Raw genomic sequence first — 16,252 nt, 5'->3', positions numbered from 1 at the left:
CGACGATGCAGTCCGCAGTATGCCGCAGCCTCACGGCGCGGCACAAAAACCACCAAGACGGACGCGCGCGACTGGCATTCCATCCAGGAGACAACCATGACCTTCCCATCCGTCCGGACGACGCTGACACGCCTGTCGGCCGCCCCTGCCCTGCTGGCCGCCGCCGCGGTATTCGGCACCATATTCGGCACCCTGTTCGGCGCCCTCCTTATCGCCCCGAAGGCCGCCCACGCGCAGCCCGCCGCGTGGCCCACCAAACCCGTGCGCCTCGTGGTCGGTTACGCCGCGGGCGGGGCCACCGACGTGCTCGCGCGTCTGGTCGCCGTGAAGCTCGGCGAGAACCTTGACCAGCCGGTGGTCATCGATAACCGCGCGGGCGCCAACAGCAACGTGGGCGCCGAGGTCGTCGCCAAGGCGCCGCCCGATGGCTACACGCTGTATGTGTACACCATTGCCAATACGATCAACGCCTCCCTTTACGACAAGCTTGGCTACGACCCCGTCAGGGATTTCGAGCTCGCGGGCATGATCGCCAAGATTCCCAATGTGCTCGTGGTCAATCCGAAGCTGCCCGTGCATACCGTGGCCGAGTACATCCGCTTCGCCAAGGAGTCGCCGAACGGCGTCACGTTCGCGTCCTCGGGATCGGGCTCGTCGATCCACCTGTCGGGCGAAATCTTCCGCATGCGCAGCGGCAGCAACATGCTGCACGTGCCGTATCGGGGCAGCGCGCCCGCCGTGACCGATCTGCTCGGCGGCCAGGTGCAGTCGATGTTCGACAACACGCCCTCCGCCATGCCGCACATCAAGGCGGGCCGCCTGCGCGCGATCGCCATCACCAGCGCGCAACGCTCGTCCCTTCTGCCCGAGGTCCCCACCGTTGCCGAGTCCGGCTTCCCGGGCTTCGACGTCCAGTCGTGGTTCGCCATCGCCGCGCCCGCCGGCACGCCGCGGCCCATCGTCGACAAGATCAATGCCGCCCTCAACAAGTCGCTGGCCGCGCCGGACGTGCGCCAGCGCATGCAGGAACTCGTCGCCACGCCGGAGCCCGGCACGCCCGAGCAATGCCGCGCATTCGCCCTCTCCGAGATCAGGCGCTGGCGCGACGTCGTGCAGGAATCGGGCGCGCGCGTCAACTGAGTATTCGTCTCCGAAGGAACCCCATGCTACCGATCGATTTCTTCTGGCGCGCCGCGGACCGCTGGCCCGACAACATCGCCATCGATGCGCCGGACGGCACCGTCACCTACCGCGTGCTCGCCGAACGCGTGGCCGCGCTGGCCACCGCGCTCCAGGCGCGTGACCCGGCGCCGCAGAGCCGTGTGGGCATCTGCGCGGGCAACTCCACCGCGCATCTGACCGCACTGCTCGCGGTACTCGCGAGTGGCAAGATCTGGGTGCCGCTCAACCCCAAGAGCACGCAGTTCGAACTGCGCCGGATCGTCGATGCCACCGAGCCGTCGATCCTCGTGTTCGACGAGGACATTGCCGCGCTGCTGGACGGTGCGCCGGGACAACACGTAACGACGCGCGCGCTCGATGCCGAGATCCTGAGGTATGCGGGCGCGCCGCGTCCCACGCTGTCGCTCGATCGCGATGCGACACAGGCGATCAAGTTCACGGGCGGCACGACGGGTGCGCCCAAGGGCGTCATGCAGCCGTACCGCGCGTGGGTGGCGAACATCGTCAACCAGATTCACGTGTGGGGCTTCGACGAGCACGATCGTTACGTCGTGGCCGCACCCGTCACGCATGGCACGTCAACGTATGTCGTGCCGATTCTCGCGCAGGGTGGCTGTCACGTCATCATGGATGGCAGCGGCGCGGAAGCGGTGCGGACGGCGTTCCGCGAGCGCGGCGGCTCCATCGCGTTCATGCCGCCGACGCTGATCTACATGCTGATGGCATTGCCGGGTGCATCGCGCGCGGACTATCCGCGCCTGCGACGGCTGATCTATGGCGGCGCGCCGATGCCCGCGGAAAAACTGCGCGTCGCGCGCGAGTTCTTCGGCCCCGTGATGGCCACCACCTATGGCCAGACCGAAGCGCCGCAACTGCTCACCGTGATGCGGCCCGAGGATTTCGAAGACCCTTCAAATCTGGCTTCCGTGGGGCGCACGACGTGGTTCAGCGATGTCGCGATCATGTCGCCCGAGGGCGCGATATTGCCCACTGGCGAGGTCGGCGAGGTGGTCGCGCGCGGCGATCTCGTCATGACCGGCTATTGGCGCCTGCCCGAGCTGACCGCGAAGACGATCGTCGATGGCTGGCTCCATACGGGCGATCGCGGGCTCATCGATGAACGCGGCTATCTCTACCTGAAGGACCGGCTGCGCGATGTCGTCATCACGGGCGGCTTCAACGTATATCCGATCGACGTGGAGAACGCGCTGGGCCAGCACCCGGCCGTGCACGAAAGCGCGGTCTTCGGGATTCCGGACGACAAGTGGGGAGAGGCCGTGCACGCGGCCGTGCAACTGCGGGAGGGCTGCACCGCGACCGAGGAGGAGTTGATCGCCTTCGTGCGCGGGCGGCTCGGACCCGTGCAGACGCCCAAGCGCATCCACTTCCATACCAGCCTGCCGCGGTCGACCGTTGGCAAGGTACTCAAGACATCCGTGCGCGAGCTCGCGCTCTCGCAACACGCAGCCTGAAGGAGACAAGCATCATGGCTCACAACGAACCGCCCGTCACCCGCCTTTGCACCCACACGCTCACGAGCCTGCATTACCGCGATGCCGATCTCGTCGAAGACCTGCTTGGCAAAAAGACCTTCACCGAGGTCATGCTGATGCAGATCCTCGGCCGCGAACCGCGCGCGGTCGATATGCGCATCACCGATGTCGTGCTCATCGTGCTCATGGAGCATGGCCTGACCCCGAGCGCGATTGCCACGCGGCTCATCTACATGAGCGCGCCGGAGAACCTGCAAGGGGCTGTGTCTGCGGGATTGCTGGCAGTGGGTAGCTCGTTCGTCGGCACGATGGAGAATTGCTCGCAGCTGCTCGATCGCATTCTCGCCGCCGACGATCCGGATGCCGAGGCATTGGCGATTGCGCGCCACTACAAGGGCCTGAAAAGCCCGGTGCCGGGCTTTGGCCACCATCTGCACAAACCGGTGGATCCGCGCGCGTACAAGCTGCTCGAGCTCGGCCGCGCGGAATCGGAACTCGACGGCCGGCATATCCGCGCGCTGGAACGCTTGTCCACCGCGGTGGACGAGGTCGCCGGCCGCCCGATCACGATCAATGCCACGGGCGCGGTGGCTGCCCTGCTCGGCGAGATCGGCGTGCCGACGGCCGTCATGCGCGGCTTCGCGGTCATCTCGCGCGCGGCGGGGCTCGTCGCCCATATCGTCGAGGAACAGCAGAGTCCGTCGGGGCGGTTCATCTGGGATACGGTGGAGCATGCGATCCCGTATGTCGGTGAGGGCGGCAAGGGCGGCAAAAACACGGAGCATGGCTGATGACGACCACCGCTGCTTCGCCGGCAGTCCCCCTGAGTCTCGCCAACCGCACCATCTTCGTCGCCGGCGGCGGCTCGGCGGGTCCCGGCTGGAGCATCGGCCGGGCGGCGTGCGTCACGTACGCGCGCCTGGGCGCCCGCGTCTGCGTCGCGGACCGCGACCGGGCGTCGGCCGAGGAGACCACGCGGCTCATCCGCGATGAAGGCGGCACGGCAGACACCTTCATCGGCGACGTGGCGGACGAAGCCGACGTCGCCCGGCTGTTCGCCGAGGCCAAAGCACGCTTCGGCGTGATCGACGTCCTGCACCACAACGTCGGCATCGGCAAAACCGGCGGGCCGCTGGACACGAAGCTGGAGGACTTCGACCAGGCGCAATCGGTCAACGTCAGAAGCCTGCTGCTGGCGTCGCGCCAGGTGCTCCCGGACATGATCGAACAAGGCCGCGGCGCGCTCATCACGATCTCGTCGGTCGCGGGCATGCGCTACCTCGGCTACCCGCACCTGTCGTACTGCGTGACGAAGGCCGCGGTGATCCAGTTCACCCGCATGCTGGCGCAGCAATACGCCGCCAATGGCATCCGCGCGAACACGGTCGTCCCCGGCCTCATCGACACCCCACGTATCGCGAACACGGTGGCCAAAATGTTCTCCGAAACAAGCCTCGATGACGCCCGCACGGCTCGCGCCAGACAGGTCCCCCTCGGACGAATGGGCACCGCCTGGGACATCGCCAACGCCTGCGCCTTTCTGGCTTCAGACGCCGCCGCCTACGTCACGGGCACGGAACTGCTGGTCGATGGCGGCTTGACGGGGAAGTTCTCCTGACACGGGTAGCGTTCTCAGACTGGCCTCGTCGCTAACCACATTCACCCTGCAAACGCCCCCGCCGCGAGCTTGCGCGCGTGCTCGCGCAGGTCCTTGGGCCATTTGCGGCTCAGCGTCATGAAGCGTTCGCGGTCCGCGGCGTAGAGGGCGCGGGAGGCTTCTTCGTAGCCGGGCTGGTTGCCGAGCATCACCGACATGAAGCGGTCTGCCGTCTGCTGCGCGCGGCGCATGTCGGCCTCCGGCGAGGTGCTTGCGGCATCGACGAGCCGGCGCAGGGTCGCGGACGCGCCACCGGGCTGGTCGCCCAGCCATTCCCAATGGCGCGGCAACAGCGTGACCTCTCGCGCCGCGACGCCGAGCGAAGGGCGTCCGGCGCGCTTGCGTTCGCCGCCTGCGTTGGTTGCATTGGGCGCCTCGGGCGCAGCCAGCCGCGCTGCAATATCCGCATCCGTGCCCCGAAGATCGAAATCGATCTGGCGACCGGTGGCGTCGTCAAAAGCGAGAACTGTCGCGTCGGACCCTGACGCCACAGCGTCGCGGATCGCTAGCGCAACCTCCAGATAAGAACCACTAGCCAGCCGCTGATCGCCAGCAAAGGCGGTGGCTTGTTGGAGGGATGACATCGGTGTCTCCACGCATGAATGATGCGCGAATTCTATCCGGGTGAAATATCAGATGTCAATTGCACCCGGATAAAATAACACTTAACTCGCCGACGAACCCTGCACGGCAATCCCCTGCTCCTGCGCCCGCCGCTTCGCCTCGAGCTTCCGCTCGGCCCGCTGCAGCGATTCGGGAAAATTGTCATCGAACAGGTCATAGCCCACCGCCCGCAGCTCCGACAGCTCCTTCATCAGACTGGCATGCGTAACAGGGCCGGCGGCAGCGTCAGCCGCGTGCGCCGAAAACGAGACCGCCGTGGCGGCGGCAAAGGCAACAACCGTGGCAAGCGTGCGCAACCGCGTGGAAGCGCGGAAGGTATGGGTTTGCATGATGGGCTCCTGAAGACATCGATCCATTACAGATCGCATCGCGTCGCTGACGGCTTGCGACCACGGCGATCGATGACTTCAGTCTAGGCGCCCACCGCACCGGGCCCTTGCCGATCCGTCTCGACGATTTGCCGGATCGTCTCAAGTGCATAGACGGCTAAAAGCGTATGTTCCGACGACTCCTTGGCTTCGCGAATGTCCTCCATGAGTTCAAGGACTACCTATCGCAGGCCATGAGCATCTAGGTATCGAAATTGAGAATCATCCCATATCCGCGATGGACGCCGCGACACAGAATCTATCGATTGGATTCACACGAGGGGGAAGTAATCCATGCCGCTACGGCCCGTGCGGCCCGCGCGCTCGTGAGCAAACATGCTGCGCGCAAATGAAATTGCCCCCGGGGGCATGCTTTCGCAGAGGTCACACCGGGGGCTTCCGTAGCGGCGAATCGTACGCCTCTCTGGGAAGGAGACGCAAGCCCCTTAGCTACCGCTGCCACCAATTTCGGAATACGACGATGGAAGCAATTGATACGGTACTGCAACTGGACGGCGAGCGGCTGGAATGTGTCGTCTCCACGCTGACCCGTCATAGGCTAGGTAAATACCTCGGCGCAGCAAAACAGGACCTGTCGCATGCAGTGCGGCTGTATGTAGCAAACGCAAAGATCAGCGCAGCGATCATGACCGACTTGCACTACGTCGAGATCGCCCTACGCAACAAATTCGATGCCGAGCTGGCAGCGCAATACGGCGGCGATTGGTTCAAGGTGACTAAGTTTCTCGCCCTGATGGACGTTCAAATGCGAGCTCAGCTTGTCCAAGCTCAGCGAAGCTCGACTAAGCATTGGCCACGCGACGTCGCGATACCGCCCGGAAAGATCATTGCTGAGCTCCCATTCGGCTTTTGGCCGCGCCTACTGGCCCCCCGTCTGGAACATTCGCTTTGGACACCATGCCTGCATCGGGCCTTCAAGCCGCAAAAAGCCCCTAAGCGCGCCCGGCTAAAGCTGCAGTTGGAAGAACTCCGCCAGCTGCGCAATCGGGTGGCACATCACGAGCCGATCTTCCATCTCAATCTACCTGTGGCGCACGATCTCATCGTTCAGGTGGGGAGACTGCTGTGTCCCGCAACAGCTGGCGTAATGGAGACAATGAGCACCTTCACGGGGCAGTTGTCTCATCTCTGCCACTACGAGTCTAGTTCGGTCACCAACGTCTGGACCGCTAGCGGACTGACCCGCGTTTAGTACTGTGACGCCCACAAAACGGAACAGGCGACGCTAAGTGCGTCGCCTGTTTTATGCTTTCAAGCTTTGACTTCAGGAAGTCTCACGATTCCATTAGTCCCAGGACAGCGCCCCACCCGTCTGATACTCGATCACGCGGGTTTCGAAAAAGTTGCGTTCCTTCTTCAGGTCGATCATCTCGCTCATCCACGGGAACGGGTTTTCCTCGTTCGGGAACAGCTGCTCGAGGCCGATCTGCTGGCAGCGGCGGTTGCAGATGAAACGCAGGTACGACTTGAACATCGGCGCGTTCAGACCCAGCACGCCGCGCGGCATCGTGTCCTCGGCGTAGCGGTACTCGAGGTCCACGGCCTTCTTGAACAGTTCGGTGATCTCGGCCTTGAACTCGGCGGTCCACAGGTGCGGGTTCTCGAGCTTGATCTGGTTGATCAGGTCGATACCGAAATTGCAGTGCAGCGACTCGTCGCGCAGGATGTACTGGTACTGCTCGGCGGCACCCGTCATCTTGTTCTGGCGGCCCATCGCGAGGATCTGCGTGAAGCCCACGTAGAAGAACAGGCCCTCCATGATGCAGGCGAACACGATCAGCGACTTCAGCAGCTTCTGGTCGTTCTCCGGCGTGCCGGTCTTGAACGACGGATCGGTCAGCGTGTCGATGAACGGAATCAGGAACTCGTCCTTGTCGCGAATCGACTGCACTTCGTGATACGCGTTGAAGATCTCGGCTTCATTGAGGCCGAGCGACTCCACGATGTACTGGTAGGCGTGCGTGTGGATGGCCTCTTCGAAGGCCTGGCGCAGCAGGTACTGACGGCATTCCGGCGCCGTGATCTGGCGGTAGGTGCCCAGCACGATGTTGTTCGCGGCCAGCGAATCGGCCGTGACGAAGAAGCCTAAATTACGCTTGATGATGCGGCGCTCGTCCTCGGTCAGGCCGTTCGGATCCTTCCACAGCGCGATGTCCCGCGACATGTTGATTTCCTGCGGCATCCAGTGGTTCGCGCAGCCGGCGAGGTACTTTTCCCACGCCCACTTGTACTTGAACGGCACCAGCTGGTTGACGTCGGTGGAACCGTTGATCACGCGCTTGTCGGCGGCGTTCACACGGCGCGAGGCCTGATCGCCAGACGCCGGCAGATTGCCAAGAATGCCCGCGGGCTGCGTGGCGGCCGGCGGCAGCGCGCCCTGCTCGTCGGCAGTGCGCAATGCGGGTTGCAACGCGGGTTGCGGTGCAGCCTGCGGTTGGGATGCAGCTTGAGCGTCGTCTTCCCAGCTCAGCATAGTGTTTCTCCGATTGATTGGGTCGCTACCGGGCCGTCATGAACGCGGCCCGGCATGGCAATGCTTACTGGCAGGCTTCGCACTCGTCGAAGCCAGGATCGCCCGGACGCATCGTGCAGACCGCGCCCTCGGCTTCCGGCATCACGGGCGCCGCGGCGGCCGCCTTGTCCAGCGCCGAAACACCGCCGTTGTCCGCGCCCGACGACACCGCGTTCAGCGAACCGCGCGACACCGTGGACTTCTCCACGTGGGTGGCGGCGATCGTGCGCAGGTAGTACGTGGTCTTGAGACCGCGCGTCCATGCAAGCTTGTACGTGTCGTCCAGCTTCTTGCCCGACGCGCCGGCCATATAGATGTTCAGCGACTGTGCCTGATCGATCCACTTCTGGCGGCGGCTGGCGGCTTCCACGAGCCACGTCGGCTCGACTTCGAACGCGGTGGCGTAGATGTCGCGCAGGTCCTGCGGAATGCGGTCGATACGGGCCAGCGAACCGTCGAAGTACTTCAGGTCGGCAACCATCACCTCGTCCCACAGGCCACGGGCCTTCAGGTCACGCACGAGGTAGTCGTTGACCACCGTGAACTCGCCCGACAGGTTCGACTTCACATACAGGTTCTGGAACGTCGGCTCGATGCACGCGGACACGCCGATGATGTTCGAGATCGTCGCCGTCGGCGCGATCGCGATGCAGTTCGAGTTGCGCATGCCGTGCTGCTTGATGCGGGCGCGCAGGGCATCCCAGTCCATCGTCGAAGAGTAATCCACGTCGAGGTAACCGCCACGCTCTTCGGCCAGCAGCTTCAGCGAGTCCTGCGGCAGGATGCCGCGATCCCACAGCGAGCCCTCGTACGTGCTGTAGCGGCCGCGCTCTTCAGCCAGTTCGGTCGATGCCTGGTACGCGTAGTAGCACACCGCTTCCATCGACGTGTCGGCGAACTTCACCGCGGCATCGCTGGCGTACGGCACGCGCTGCACGTGCAGGCAGTCCTGGAAGCCCATGATGCCCATGCCGACCGGACGATGGCGCAGGTTCGAATTGCGCGCCTTGTCCACGGCGTAGTAGTTGATGTCGATCACGTTGTCGAGCATGCGCATCGCGGTGCGGATGGTCTTCTGCAGCTTCTCGTGGTCGAGCACGTGCGAACCGTCGGCCAGTTGCTTCAGGTGCGCGACGAGGTTGACCGAGCCCAGGTTGCAGACGGCGATCTCGCTGTCGTTCGTGTTCAGCGTGATTTCCGTGCAGAGGTTCGAGCTGTGCACCACGCCCACGTGCTGCTGCGGGCTGCGGATGTTGCAGGGATCCTTGAACGTGATCCACGGATGACCGGTCTCGAACAGCATGCCCAGCATCTTGCGCCACAGCTGCACGGCCGGGATCTTCTTGAACAGCTTGAGCTCGCCGCTGGCGGCCTTGGCTTCATAGCCGAGGTAGGCGGTCTCGAAAGCCTTGCCGACCTTGTCGTGCAGGTCCGGGCAGGTCGCCGGCGAGAACAGCGTCCACTCGCCGCCTTCCATCACGCGCTTCATGAACAGGTCCGGAATCCAGTTGGCCGTGTTCATGTCGTGCGTGCGGCGACGGTCGTCACCGGTGTTCTTGCGCAGCTCGAGGAATTCCTCGATGTCCAGGTGCCACGTCTCCAGGTACGCGCACACCGCGCCCTTGCGCTTGCCGCCCTGGTTTACGGCCACGGCCGTGTCGTTCACCACCTTCAGGAACGGCACCACGCCCTGGCTCTTGCCGTTGGTGCCCTTGATGTGCGAACCCAGCGCGCGCACATTGGTCCAGTCGTTGCCCAGGCCGCCCGCGAACTTCGACAGCAGCGCGTTTTCCTTGAGCGCCTCATAGATGCCCTCGAGGTCGTCCGACACCGTGGTCAGGTAGCACGAGGACAGCTGCGAACGGCGCGTGCCCGAGTTGAACAGCGTCGGCGTGGACGACATGAAGTCGAACGACGACAGCAGTTGATAGAACTCGATCGCGCGCGCTTCACGGTCCTTCTCTTCGAGCGCCAGGCCCATGGCCACGCGCATGAAGAATGCCTGCGGCATTTCGATGCGCGTCTCGTCGATATGCAGGAAGTAGCGGTCGTACAGCGTCTGCAGGCCGAGGTAGTTGAACTGGAAGTCCCGCGAGGCGTCCAGCGCCGCGCCCAGACGGGCCAGGTCGTACGTGGCCAGCTTCTCGTCGAGCAGTTCGGCTTCGATACCGCGCGCGATGAATTTCGGGAAGTACTCGGCGTAGCGCACCGACATTTCCGACTGCGTCACTTCGGCGCCAAGGATTTCCTTGCGGATCGTGTGCAGCAGGATGCGGGCCGTGACCTGGCTGTACGCCGGATCCTTCTCGATCAGCGTACGGGCGGCCAGGATGGCCGAGTCGTAGACCTGCGTCAGCGGCACGCCATCGTACAGGTTCTTGAGCGTTTCCTTCAGGATCGGCTCGGCGCTCACGCCTTCGCCCAGACCGCTGCAGGCCGTGTCGATGAGCTCGTGCAGCGCCACGAGGTCCAGCGGACGCACGACGCCGGCGTCCAGCACGTTGACGGCCACGCCGCCGGCTTCCTGCACGCGGGCCACAGCCTGCGCATTGGCCTGCGCGCGTTCCTGCGAACGCTTCTCGCGATACAGCACGTATGCACGGGCCACCTCATGCTCGCCCGAACGCATCAGCGCCAGTTCCACGTGATCCTGCACGTCCTCGATATGGAACGTGCCGCCGTTCGGGCGGCTGCGCAGCAGCGCGCGCACGACCGACTGCGTCAGTTGTTCCACCAGTTCGCGCACACGCGCGGAGGCGGCACCCGTGCCACCGTTGACGGCCAGGAAGGCCTTGGTCACGGCGACGGAAATCTTGCTCGGCTCGAACGCCACGACGGCGCCATTGCGGCGAATGATCTTGTAGTCCTGATAACCCGTTCCCGCAGCGGCGGAGGTGGACTGCGACGTGCCGGCTGCACCGACAGCGCTCGATACGCCAGTGGCGAGTTCGTTCTGGGCCGTTTGCATGAGGTAGTTCCCCTTGTATTTGGAAGTGACAAAGTCCCTAGCAAAATGCGCTTCAGAAGACACTCTCGGTTCCGGCTTTGCCGGGCGAGAACCCCACTGCACTGGCGATCATTCTGCTAGGGACTCTGGTATTGCCCCGACCCGCTCCGCTGCTGCGGCGCCGGCAGCACATCCCATGCCGCCGCACGCCTCACATTGGGGTCGGTCCCTGGAGGGGACCACTAGATATTGTGGTCGCCTCGAAAAACTGGGCTAAGTATAGTGAATCGGCCGCGAATGAACAGACTTGACAAGGGTGATTTGCCCTCTGTTTTCCGGATGCGGCAGCGCCACATTCCCGCCAGCCCCGATGCGCCAAGGGATGCGGGCTTCCGCACATACCTTTAAATTTATTTCTATGGCGAAAAGGCGACGATAGGCCTACAGGGAGCGGGGACAACGCTGGTGACGAGGCAGGTGCCTCATGCACGATATGGCAGCAGCGCGGGGGGCAGTTGCGCCAGTTTGGCGAGCCGATCCCAATCGAAGTGCGGACCGGGGTCGGTCTTGCGGCCCGGCGCGATATCGCTGTGCCCGGCCACGGCGTCGATCGGGTAGGCGAGCCGCAACGCGCGCACGAGCGCGGCCGCCGTCCGATATTGCGCCGCGGTGAACGGCACATCGTCGGTCCCCTCGATCTCGATGCCGATCGAGAAATCGTTGCAGCGCGGGCGACCGAGAAATTCGGATTGCCCGGCATGCCAGGCTCGTTGCGTGCACGCGACAAACTGCATGAGCGCCCCATCGCGTGCGATCAGAAAGTGCGCGGAAACGCGGACGTCGCGAATCTGCTCGTAGAACGGATCGCGCGAGATATCGAGCCGGTTCTGGAAAAACGCCTCGATATCGCCGGTGCCGAACTGCCCCGGCGGGAGGCTGATGTTGTGGATCACCACGAGGTCGGTCGGCAGGTCGGCCGGCCGTGCGTCGTAGTTCGGGGACGGCAGGTGGCGCGCGGCGGGCACCCACCCGTCAGCGTTCGGCACGAAGTCCGCGTCCGATGCGGCGTGGGCAGCGTGCGAAGCGTCAGCGGCGTCAGCGGCGTCAGCGGTTTTAGCGGCCCGATCAGCCATCGCTGCCCTCCCCCTCCCGCAGGATTTCGGGCAGGGTGTCGACCGGGATCTCCACCCCCACGTCGCGCCCCTCGCGCTCGTCCCGGATCTCGAGCTGCTGGATGCGATAGCGCAGCTGCCGGAAGTTCAGGCCGAGCAGCGGCGCGGCCGCCGTGCGGTTGAACCCGGTCTGCCGCAGCGCGCGCAGGATCAGCTCGCGTTCGATGGCCTCCAGCCGCGCGGGCAGGTCGATCGGAAAACTGACGTCGCCAAGCGCCTGGGCGAGCGGATCCACCGCGACGGACGCGGGCTCGGCCTCCGGCGCGGGTTCAGCCACGTGGGTGGCTACGGGCGCATGGGTAGGCACGTGGGTGGGCACGTGGGTGGGTGATAGCGCGCCCGCTGGCGTCGGGGACCAGCCCCCCATCGTGCCCCACACCGGCGCCGTGTTCGACACCACGGGCGGCAACGGCGGCGGCTGCAGCATTGTCGCGCGCTCCATGCCAGCCTCGAGCGGCCCGAGGTCCGCCACGTCGATCTCCTCGCCCTCCGCGAACGCATAGGCGCGTTCGAGCAGGTTCTCGAGCTCGCGCACGTTGCCCGGGAACGGATACGCGGTCAGCCGCGCCAGCGCCGGGCCGGACAGGCGGCGCGGATGGGCATCGCCATAGCGCACGGCCAGATGCTCCAGAATCGCGCGCGCCAGCACGGGCACGTCCTCGGCGCGCTCGCGCAGCGTCGGCATGCGCAGCTCCAGCACGTTCAGCCGGTAATACAAGTCCTGCCTGAACGCTCCCGTCGCGACCATCGCCGCCAAATCCTTGTGGCTCGCGCACATGACGCGCACGTCCACCACGTCTTCCTTGTTCGCGCCGATCTTGCGCACGCGCCGCTCCTGCAGCGCGCGCAGCAGCTTCACCTGCATCGCCAGCGGCAGGTCGGCCACCTCGTCGAGCAGCAGCGTGCCGCCGTTGGCCGCCTGAAAGAAACCGCCGCGCTCGGCGTCCGCGCCCGTGAAAGCGCCCTTCACGTAGCCGAAGAATTCCGATTCCATCAGCGACTCGGGAATCGCGCCGCAGTTGACCGCGACGAACGGATGCGCGGCGCGCGCGCTCACCGCGTGGATCGCCCGCGCCGCGCGCTCCTTGCCGCTGCCGGACTCCCCGCTGATGACTACTGGCGCCATGCTTCGCGCAAGGCGCGACAGCGAACGGCGTACCTCCTGCATGGCCGGCGAGAGGCCGGGCAGCAGTCCCATCATGCGTTCGCCGAGCTCCTTCGCCTCGGCGCTGTCGGAAGGCGTTCCCGCGGCGCCATCGCTCTGCTTGCGCCCGAGCGCGTTCAGGATGAGCGTGCGCAGCTGGTCGAGCGAGACCGGCTTGGCGATGTAGTCGAACGCGCCGGCCTTGAGCGCGTCCACCGCGTTGTCGGCGCTGCCATAGGCCGTGATCACCGCCACGGGCACGCGCTCCGGCGCGGCGGACAGCTGCCGCACGATCTCGATCCCGAGCCCGTCGCCGAGCCGCATGTCGGTCAGCACCAGGCTGTAGCGCCGCTCGGCGAGCCGCTGGCGCGCCTCCGCGAGCGAGCCCGCCATGACGACGTCATGCCCCATCCGGCGCAGCGATATCTCGAGCAGCTCGCGCAGATCGGCCTCGTCGTCGATAACGAGAATCGGATCGAGGGTGGGAGGTCGGGCGGGCATGGTGGGCAGGAGGGTACTCGTTGTTCGGGCCGTTCGGTCGTTCGGCATTCAATGGCCGGCGGCCGCGTCAGGCGTATCGATGCGCATCGTCAGCACGAAGGCTTTGGCCGGGAGTGTATCGCGAGCGCCCGGCGCGAGCATCCCTGTGCGATCCAGCAACGTTTCGAGCGCGATGGTGCCGTAGCGCACCTGCGCATCGTTGGCGCCGCAGAGCTCGCGCGCCATGAACAGCCCGAGGCCCGTCCCCTGGGCGTTGCTGGTGAAAAACGGCTCGAACAGGCTGCGCTGATGCTCGCGCGATACCTCCGCGCCGTCGTTCCAGACGATGAGTTCGGCGTGGTGCTGATCCAACGCATGCGCCAGCAGGCGGATCGAACCCGGCAGCCGGCTGCAGTACCGCCACGCGTTGTCCAGCAGATTGCCGAGCACCTGCTGCAGCTGCGAGGCGTCGAAGATCAGTGGCTGGGCGAGGTCCACGGTAATGCGAATGGCGTTCGCATTGACATCCGCGCGCGTGCCCGCGCGCGACCGCATTTCCAGCCGCCATCGGTCCACGATCTCGGGCAGCGCCTGCGCGAGCTTCACCGAGCTATGCTCCGTGCGGGGCCGGCGCGACAGCTGCAGCACGTCGGAAACCACCTGGTCGAGCCGCCGCACGTTGTCGCTGATGATCCGCAGCAGCCGCGCGTCGACATCGCCGCCGGCCGGATGTCCCATGCCCGCGCCGCCCGCATCCGATCCGGCACCCGCCTCCGCCCGCATGCCCTCCGAGCGGACCGAGTCTGCCAGCAGCTCGTTGGCCTGGCTGATCGCCGCGAGCGGATTGCGGATCTGATGCGCCACGCTGGCCACGAGGCGGCCCATCGCGGCCAGCTTTTCCTGCTGCACCTGTTCGGCGATCCGCTCCCAGCTCTCGATATGCACGAGCAGCGTGTCCCGCATCTCGCTGCGCAACAGCGCTTCGTCCTCGGCGCTCCACGCCATGGCCTCGTTCTGCGCGATGGCCAGCCGCATGCGCGCCGCGGTCTCCGGCGACATGTCGCTCCAGCCCTCGGTATCGATGGAGGTCGGCACTGTGTACGCCTGCGACAGCGTCGAACGCACACCCGCAAGCCCCGGCAGCACGAAACGCAGGCGCAGCCGCGTATGGAGCATCGGCCCGCCCGCGGTCGGCTGCGCCGGCAGCGGCAGCAGTTGCAGGATGCGGGGCACGTCGTCCTTCGTGCGCAGCCAGTCGCGCAGCATCTCCATCAGCGGCTGCAGCCGCGGAATGCGGCGCAGGTCGAACAGCGCGCCCTCGCGTTCGCCAGCGCGGATCTGCCCTTCGCGAATCCGCTCGTGCGGCTGCACCCCCAGCAGCACCACGGCCGCCGGATTGGCCGCGACCACCGCGCCGTTCGCGCGCACCAGCATCACGCCATCCTGCATGTCGTTGACGAGCAAGCGGTTGACCAGCTGCTGCATGCGCAGTTCATGCTCGCGCGCGAGCGCCAGCTGTTCCTGCGCGATCTGCCGGTTGGCCAGCATATGCATGACGAACGCGGCGATCATGAACACCAGGCTGAACAGTCCGGAGCCGAGCAGATCCGCGTCCGGCTGCCGCGACAGCAGCGTATGCACGAAGGGTTCGCTCATGACGACCAGCGCCGACATCGCGGCCGTGAACAGCGCGAACGGCAGGCTCGTCAGCGCGCCCGCTTCGAGCGCGGGCAGCAGGAAGATCATTGCGACGCCTTCGCCGTGACTGCCCTTGGTCACCACGAGGAAGATCGCCGCCAGCATGAGCAGGTCGAGCAGGACCTCGACGCGCACCCGCAACTGGAACCGCCGCCGCCAGAACGCGGCGCCCGCCAGCAGGATGGCGATGACGAGGTAAGGCACGATCGCGGGCATGGCGTGGACCACGCGCATGCCCTCGGTGGCCACCAGCACGCGCGGGGCGCGATCGAGCGGCAGCCACGCATAGCCGAGCAGCAGCAGGGCCACGGCGAGCCGGGTCCAGCAGAAATAGCGCAGCAGCCGCCAGTGGAATTCCGGCGGCTCGGGCTGCCGCCACAACTGGCGCAACACGCTGCCGCTGGTGAACGGCGTGCCCTTGTCGAGCAGATTGGGCGCATGCCGGTAGGCGGCCTTCTGGGATCCCTTTTGCGATCCCGTCTGCGATCCCTTCTGCGTGGCTTTCTGCGAGCCGGTCTGTGAGCCGGTCTGTGCGCCGGTCTGTGCGCCGGTCTGTGAGCCCTTCTGCCCGGCCCCCGTCGAAGACCGCGACGCCGTCTTGCCCGCGCGCGGGGTGCCGCCCGTCGGGTGCGTGCTCATGAGCGCGTGCCGCCCGGTTCTGTGTGATCGGGCAAATGGCTGCGCCGGCAGTAATGGAGCCCCTGCCAGCCGAGCGCCTCGCTGCGCGGCAGATGCACGCCGCATTGCGCGCACTGGACCATCGGCTCCATGGCATCGGCCGATCCGTCGTTTGTCCGACCTTCCGTCCGACCCTCCGTGCGACCTTCCGGCCGTGCAGCGGGCCGGTCCTTGCCGCGCGGCGGCACCTGCCGCGTCTCGCCACGGCCGCGCAGCCACCACAGGATGCCAAGCACGACGGCCAGCAGGATCAGGATTCTTGCCATGAGGCGGCGC

At 65.8% G+C, this 16,252-nt stretch carries 13 protein-coding genes; 5 read left to right on the top strand and 8 right to left on the bottom strand.

The annotated features are described in order from the left end of the window. The first annotated feature begins 96 nt into the window (after nucleotides 1–96). The 4 genes from KHP16_RS15065 to KHP16_RS15050 are packed head-to-tail and all read left to right on the top strand — an operon-like array spanning nucleotide 97 to nucleotide 4,293. Complete coding sequence (locus KHP16_RS15065; RefSeq protein WP_211960612.1) at nucleotides 97–1,140, top strand: tripartite tricarboxylate transporter substrate binding protein; 1,044 nt, start codon at nucleotides 97–99, stop codon at nucleotides 1,138–1,140. A gap of 23 nt (nucleotides 1,141–1,163) precedes the next feature. Continuing rightward, the gene (locus KHP16_RS15060) at nucleotides 1,164–2,654 is read left to right on the top strand and encodes a class I adenylate-forming enzyme family protein (protein ID WP_211960611.1); all 1,491 of its coding nucleotides are present in this window, start codon (nucleotides 1,164–1,166) and stop codon (nucleotides 2,652–2,654) included. 14 nt (nucleotides 2,655–2,668) lie between these two features. Beyond that, nucleotides 2,669–3,466: a citryl-CoA lyase gene (locus tag KHP16_RS15055; protein WP_115952791.1), complete on the top strand. Its 798-nt coding sequence runs from the start codon at nucleotides 2,669–2,671 to the stop codon at nucleotides 3,464–3,466. Further along, nucleotides 3,466–4,293 (top strand): SDR family NAD(P)-dependent oxidoreductase, encoded by an 828-nt coding sequence (locus tag KHP16_RS15050; RefSeq protein WP_211960610.1) that lies wholly within the window; start codon nucleotides 3,466–3,468, stop codon nucleotides 4,291–4,293. The genes KHP16_RS15055 and KHP16_RS15050 overlap by 1 nt, the downstream gene beginning before the upstream one ends. 41 nt (nucleotides 4,294–4,334) lie before the next feature. Here KHP16_RS15050 and KHP16_RS15045 read toward each other — a convergent pair whose 3' ends face one another. Both KHP16_RS15045 and KHP16_RS15040 read right to left on the bottom strand, forming a co-directional pair. After that, nucleotides 4,335–4,916 (bottom strand): DUF2239 family protein, encoded by a 582-nt coding sequence (locus KHP16_RS15045; RefSeq protein WP_211960609.1) that lies wholly within the window; start codon nucleotides 4,914–4,916, stop codon nucleotides 4,335–4,337. Nucleotides 4,917–4,997: 81 nt separating this feature from the next. Then, nucleotides 4,998–5,285 (bottom strand): DUF4148 domain-containing protein, encoded by a 288-nt coding sequence (locus tag KHP16_RS15040; RefSeq protein ID WP_211960608.1) that lies wholly within the window; start codon nucleotides 5,283–5,285, stop codon nucleotides 4,998–5,000. A gap of 520 nt (nucleotides 5,286–5,805) precedes the next feature. Here KHP16_RS15040 and KHP16_RS15035 point away from each other — a divergent pair. Then, nucleotides 5,806–6,537, top strand: a complete 732-nt coding sequence (locus KHP16_RS15035; protein ID WP_211960607.1) for an Abi family protein — start codon at nucleotides 5,806–5,808, stop codon at nucleotides 6,535–6,537. A 93-nt stretch (nucleotides 6,538–6,630) separates the two neighbouring features. Here the strand turns inward: KHP16_RS15035 and KHP16_RS15030 are convergent, their stop codons facing one another. The 6 genes from KHP16_RS15030 to KHP16_RS15005 all read right to left on the bottom strand — a co-directional run bounded on the left by KHP16_RS15030 (nucleotide 6,631) and on the right by KHP16_RS15005 (nucleotide 16,242). After that, nucleotides 6,631–7,818, bottom strand: coding sequence for a ribonucleotide-diphosphate reductase subunit beta (locus KHP16_RS15030; protein WP_115952802.1), 1,188 nt, complete (start codon nucleotides 7,816–7,818; stop codon nucleotides 6,631–6,633). A 64-nt stretch (nucleotides 7,819–7,882) separates the two neighbouring features. After that, nucleotides 7,883–10,825, bottom strand: coding sequence for a ribonucleoside-diphosphate reductase subunit alpha (locus KHP16_RS15025; protein WP_115952803.1), 2,943 nt, complete (start codon nucleotides 10,823–10,825; stop codon nucleotides 7,883–7,885). 461 nt (nucleotides 10,826–11,286) lie between these two features. Further along, nucleotides 11,287–11,850 (bottom strand): 1,6-anhydro-N-acetylmuramyl-L-alanine amidase AmpD, encoded by a 564-nt coding sequence (ampD, locus tag KHP16_RS15020; protein ID WP_244835824.1) that lies wholly within the window; start codon nucleotides 11,848–11,850, stop codon nucleotides 11,287–11,289. Between the two features lie 79 nt (nucleotides 11,851–11,929). Next, nucleotides 11,930–13,621: a sigma-54-dependent transcriptional regulator gene (locus tag KHP16_RS15015; protein WP_211960606.1), complete on the bottom strand. Its 1,692-nt coding sequence runs from the start codon at nucleotides 13,619–13,621 to the stop codon at nucleotides 11,930–11,932. A gap of 48 nt (nucleotides 13,622–13,669) precedes the next feature. After that, the gene (locus tag KHP16_RS15010; protein WP_211960605.1) at nucleotides 13,670–15,937 is read right to left on the bottom strand and encodes an ATP-binding protein; all 2,268 of its coding nucleotides are present in this window, start codon (nucleotides 15,935–15,937) and stop codon (nucleotides 13,670–13,672) included. Next, nucleotides 15,934–16,242 carry a PP0621 family protein gene (locus KHP16_RS15005; RefSeq protein ID WP_121490493.1) on the bottom strand — a complete coding sequence of 103 codons (309 nt, stop codon included), beginning with the start codon at nucleotides 16,240–16,242 and terminating at the stop codon, nucleotides 15,934–15,936. Before KHP16_RS15005 ends, KHP16_RS15010 begins: the two co-directional genes overlap by 4 nt. Nucleotides 16,243–16,252: the final 10 nt, after the last annotated feature.

It is taken from the genome of Cupriavidus plantarum (genome assembly GCF_905397285.1).
GTDB lineage: Bacteria > Pseudomonadota > Gammaproteobacteria > Burkholderiales > Burkholderiaceae > Cupriavidus > Cupriavidus plantarum.
The sequence above is the reverse complement of the archived record's forward strand: the minus strand, read 5'-3'. Positions and strand labels throughout refer to the sequence as shown.

Bases quoted from the DNA above. Each gene is read 5' to 3' on its own strand.
- KHP16_RS15065 (WP_211960612.1), top strand. From the start codon at position 97: ATGACCTTCCCATCCGTCCGGACGACGCTGACACGCCTGTCGGCCGCC.
- KHP16_RS15060 (WP_211960611.1), top strand. From the start codon at position 1,164: ATGCTACCGATCGATTTCTTCTGGCGCGCCGCGGACCGCTGGCCCGAC.
- KHP16_RS15055 (WP_115952791.1), top strand. From the start codon at position 2,669: ATGGCTCACAACGAACCGCCCGTCACCCGCCTTTGCACCCACACGCTC.
- KHP16_RS15050 (WP_211960610.1), top strand. From the start codon at position 3,466: ATGACGACCACCGCTGCTTCGCCGGCAGTCCCCCTGAGTCTCGCCAAC.
- KHP16_RS15045 (WP_211960609.1), bottom strand. From the start codon at position 4,916: ATGTCATCCCTCCAACAAGCCACCGCCTTTGCTGGCGATCAGCGGCTG.
- KHP16_RS15040 (WP_211960608.1), bottom strand. From the start codon at position 5,285: ATGCAAACCCATACCTTCCGCGCTTCCACGCGGTTGCGCACGCTTGCC.
- KHP16_RS15035 (WP_211960607.1), top strand. From the start codon at position 5,806: ATGGAAGCAATTGATACGGTACTGCAACTGGACGGCGAGCGGCTGGAA.
- KHP16_RS15030 (WP_115952802.1), bottom strand. From the start codon at position 7,818: ATGCTGAGCTGGGAAGACGACGCTCAAGCTGCATCCCAACCGCAGGCT.
- KHP16_RS15025 (WP_115952803.1), bottom strand. From the start codon at position 10,825: ATGCAAACGGCCCAGAACGAACTCGCCACTGGCGTATCGAGCGCTGTC.
- KHP16_RS15015 (WP_211960606.1), bottom strand. From the start codon at position 13,621: ATGCCCGCCCGACCTCCCACCCTCGATCCGATTCTCGTTATCGACGAC.
- KHP16_RS15010 (WP_211960605.1), bottom strand. From the start codon at position 15,937: ATGAGCACGCACCCGACGGGCGGCACCCCGCGCGCGGGCAAGACGGCG.
- KHP16_RS15005 (WP_121490493.1), bottom strand. From the start codon at position 16,242: ATGGCAAGAATCCTGATCCTGCTGGCCGTCGTGCTTGGCATCCTGTGG.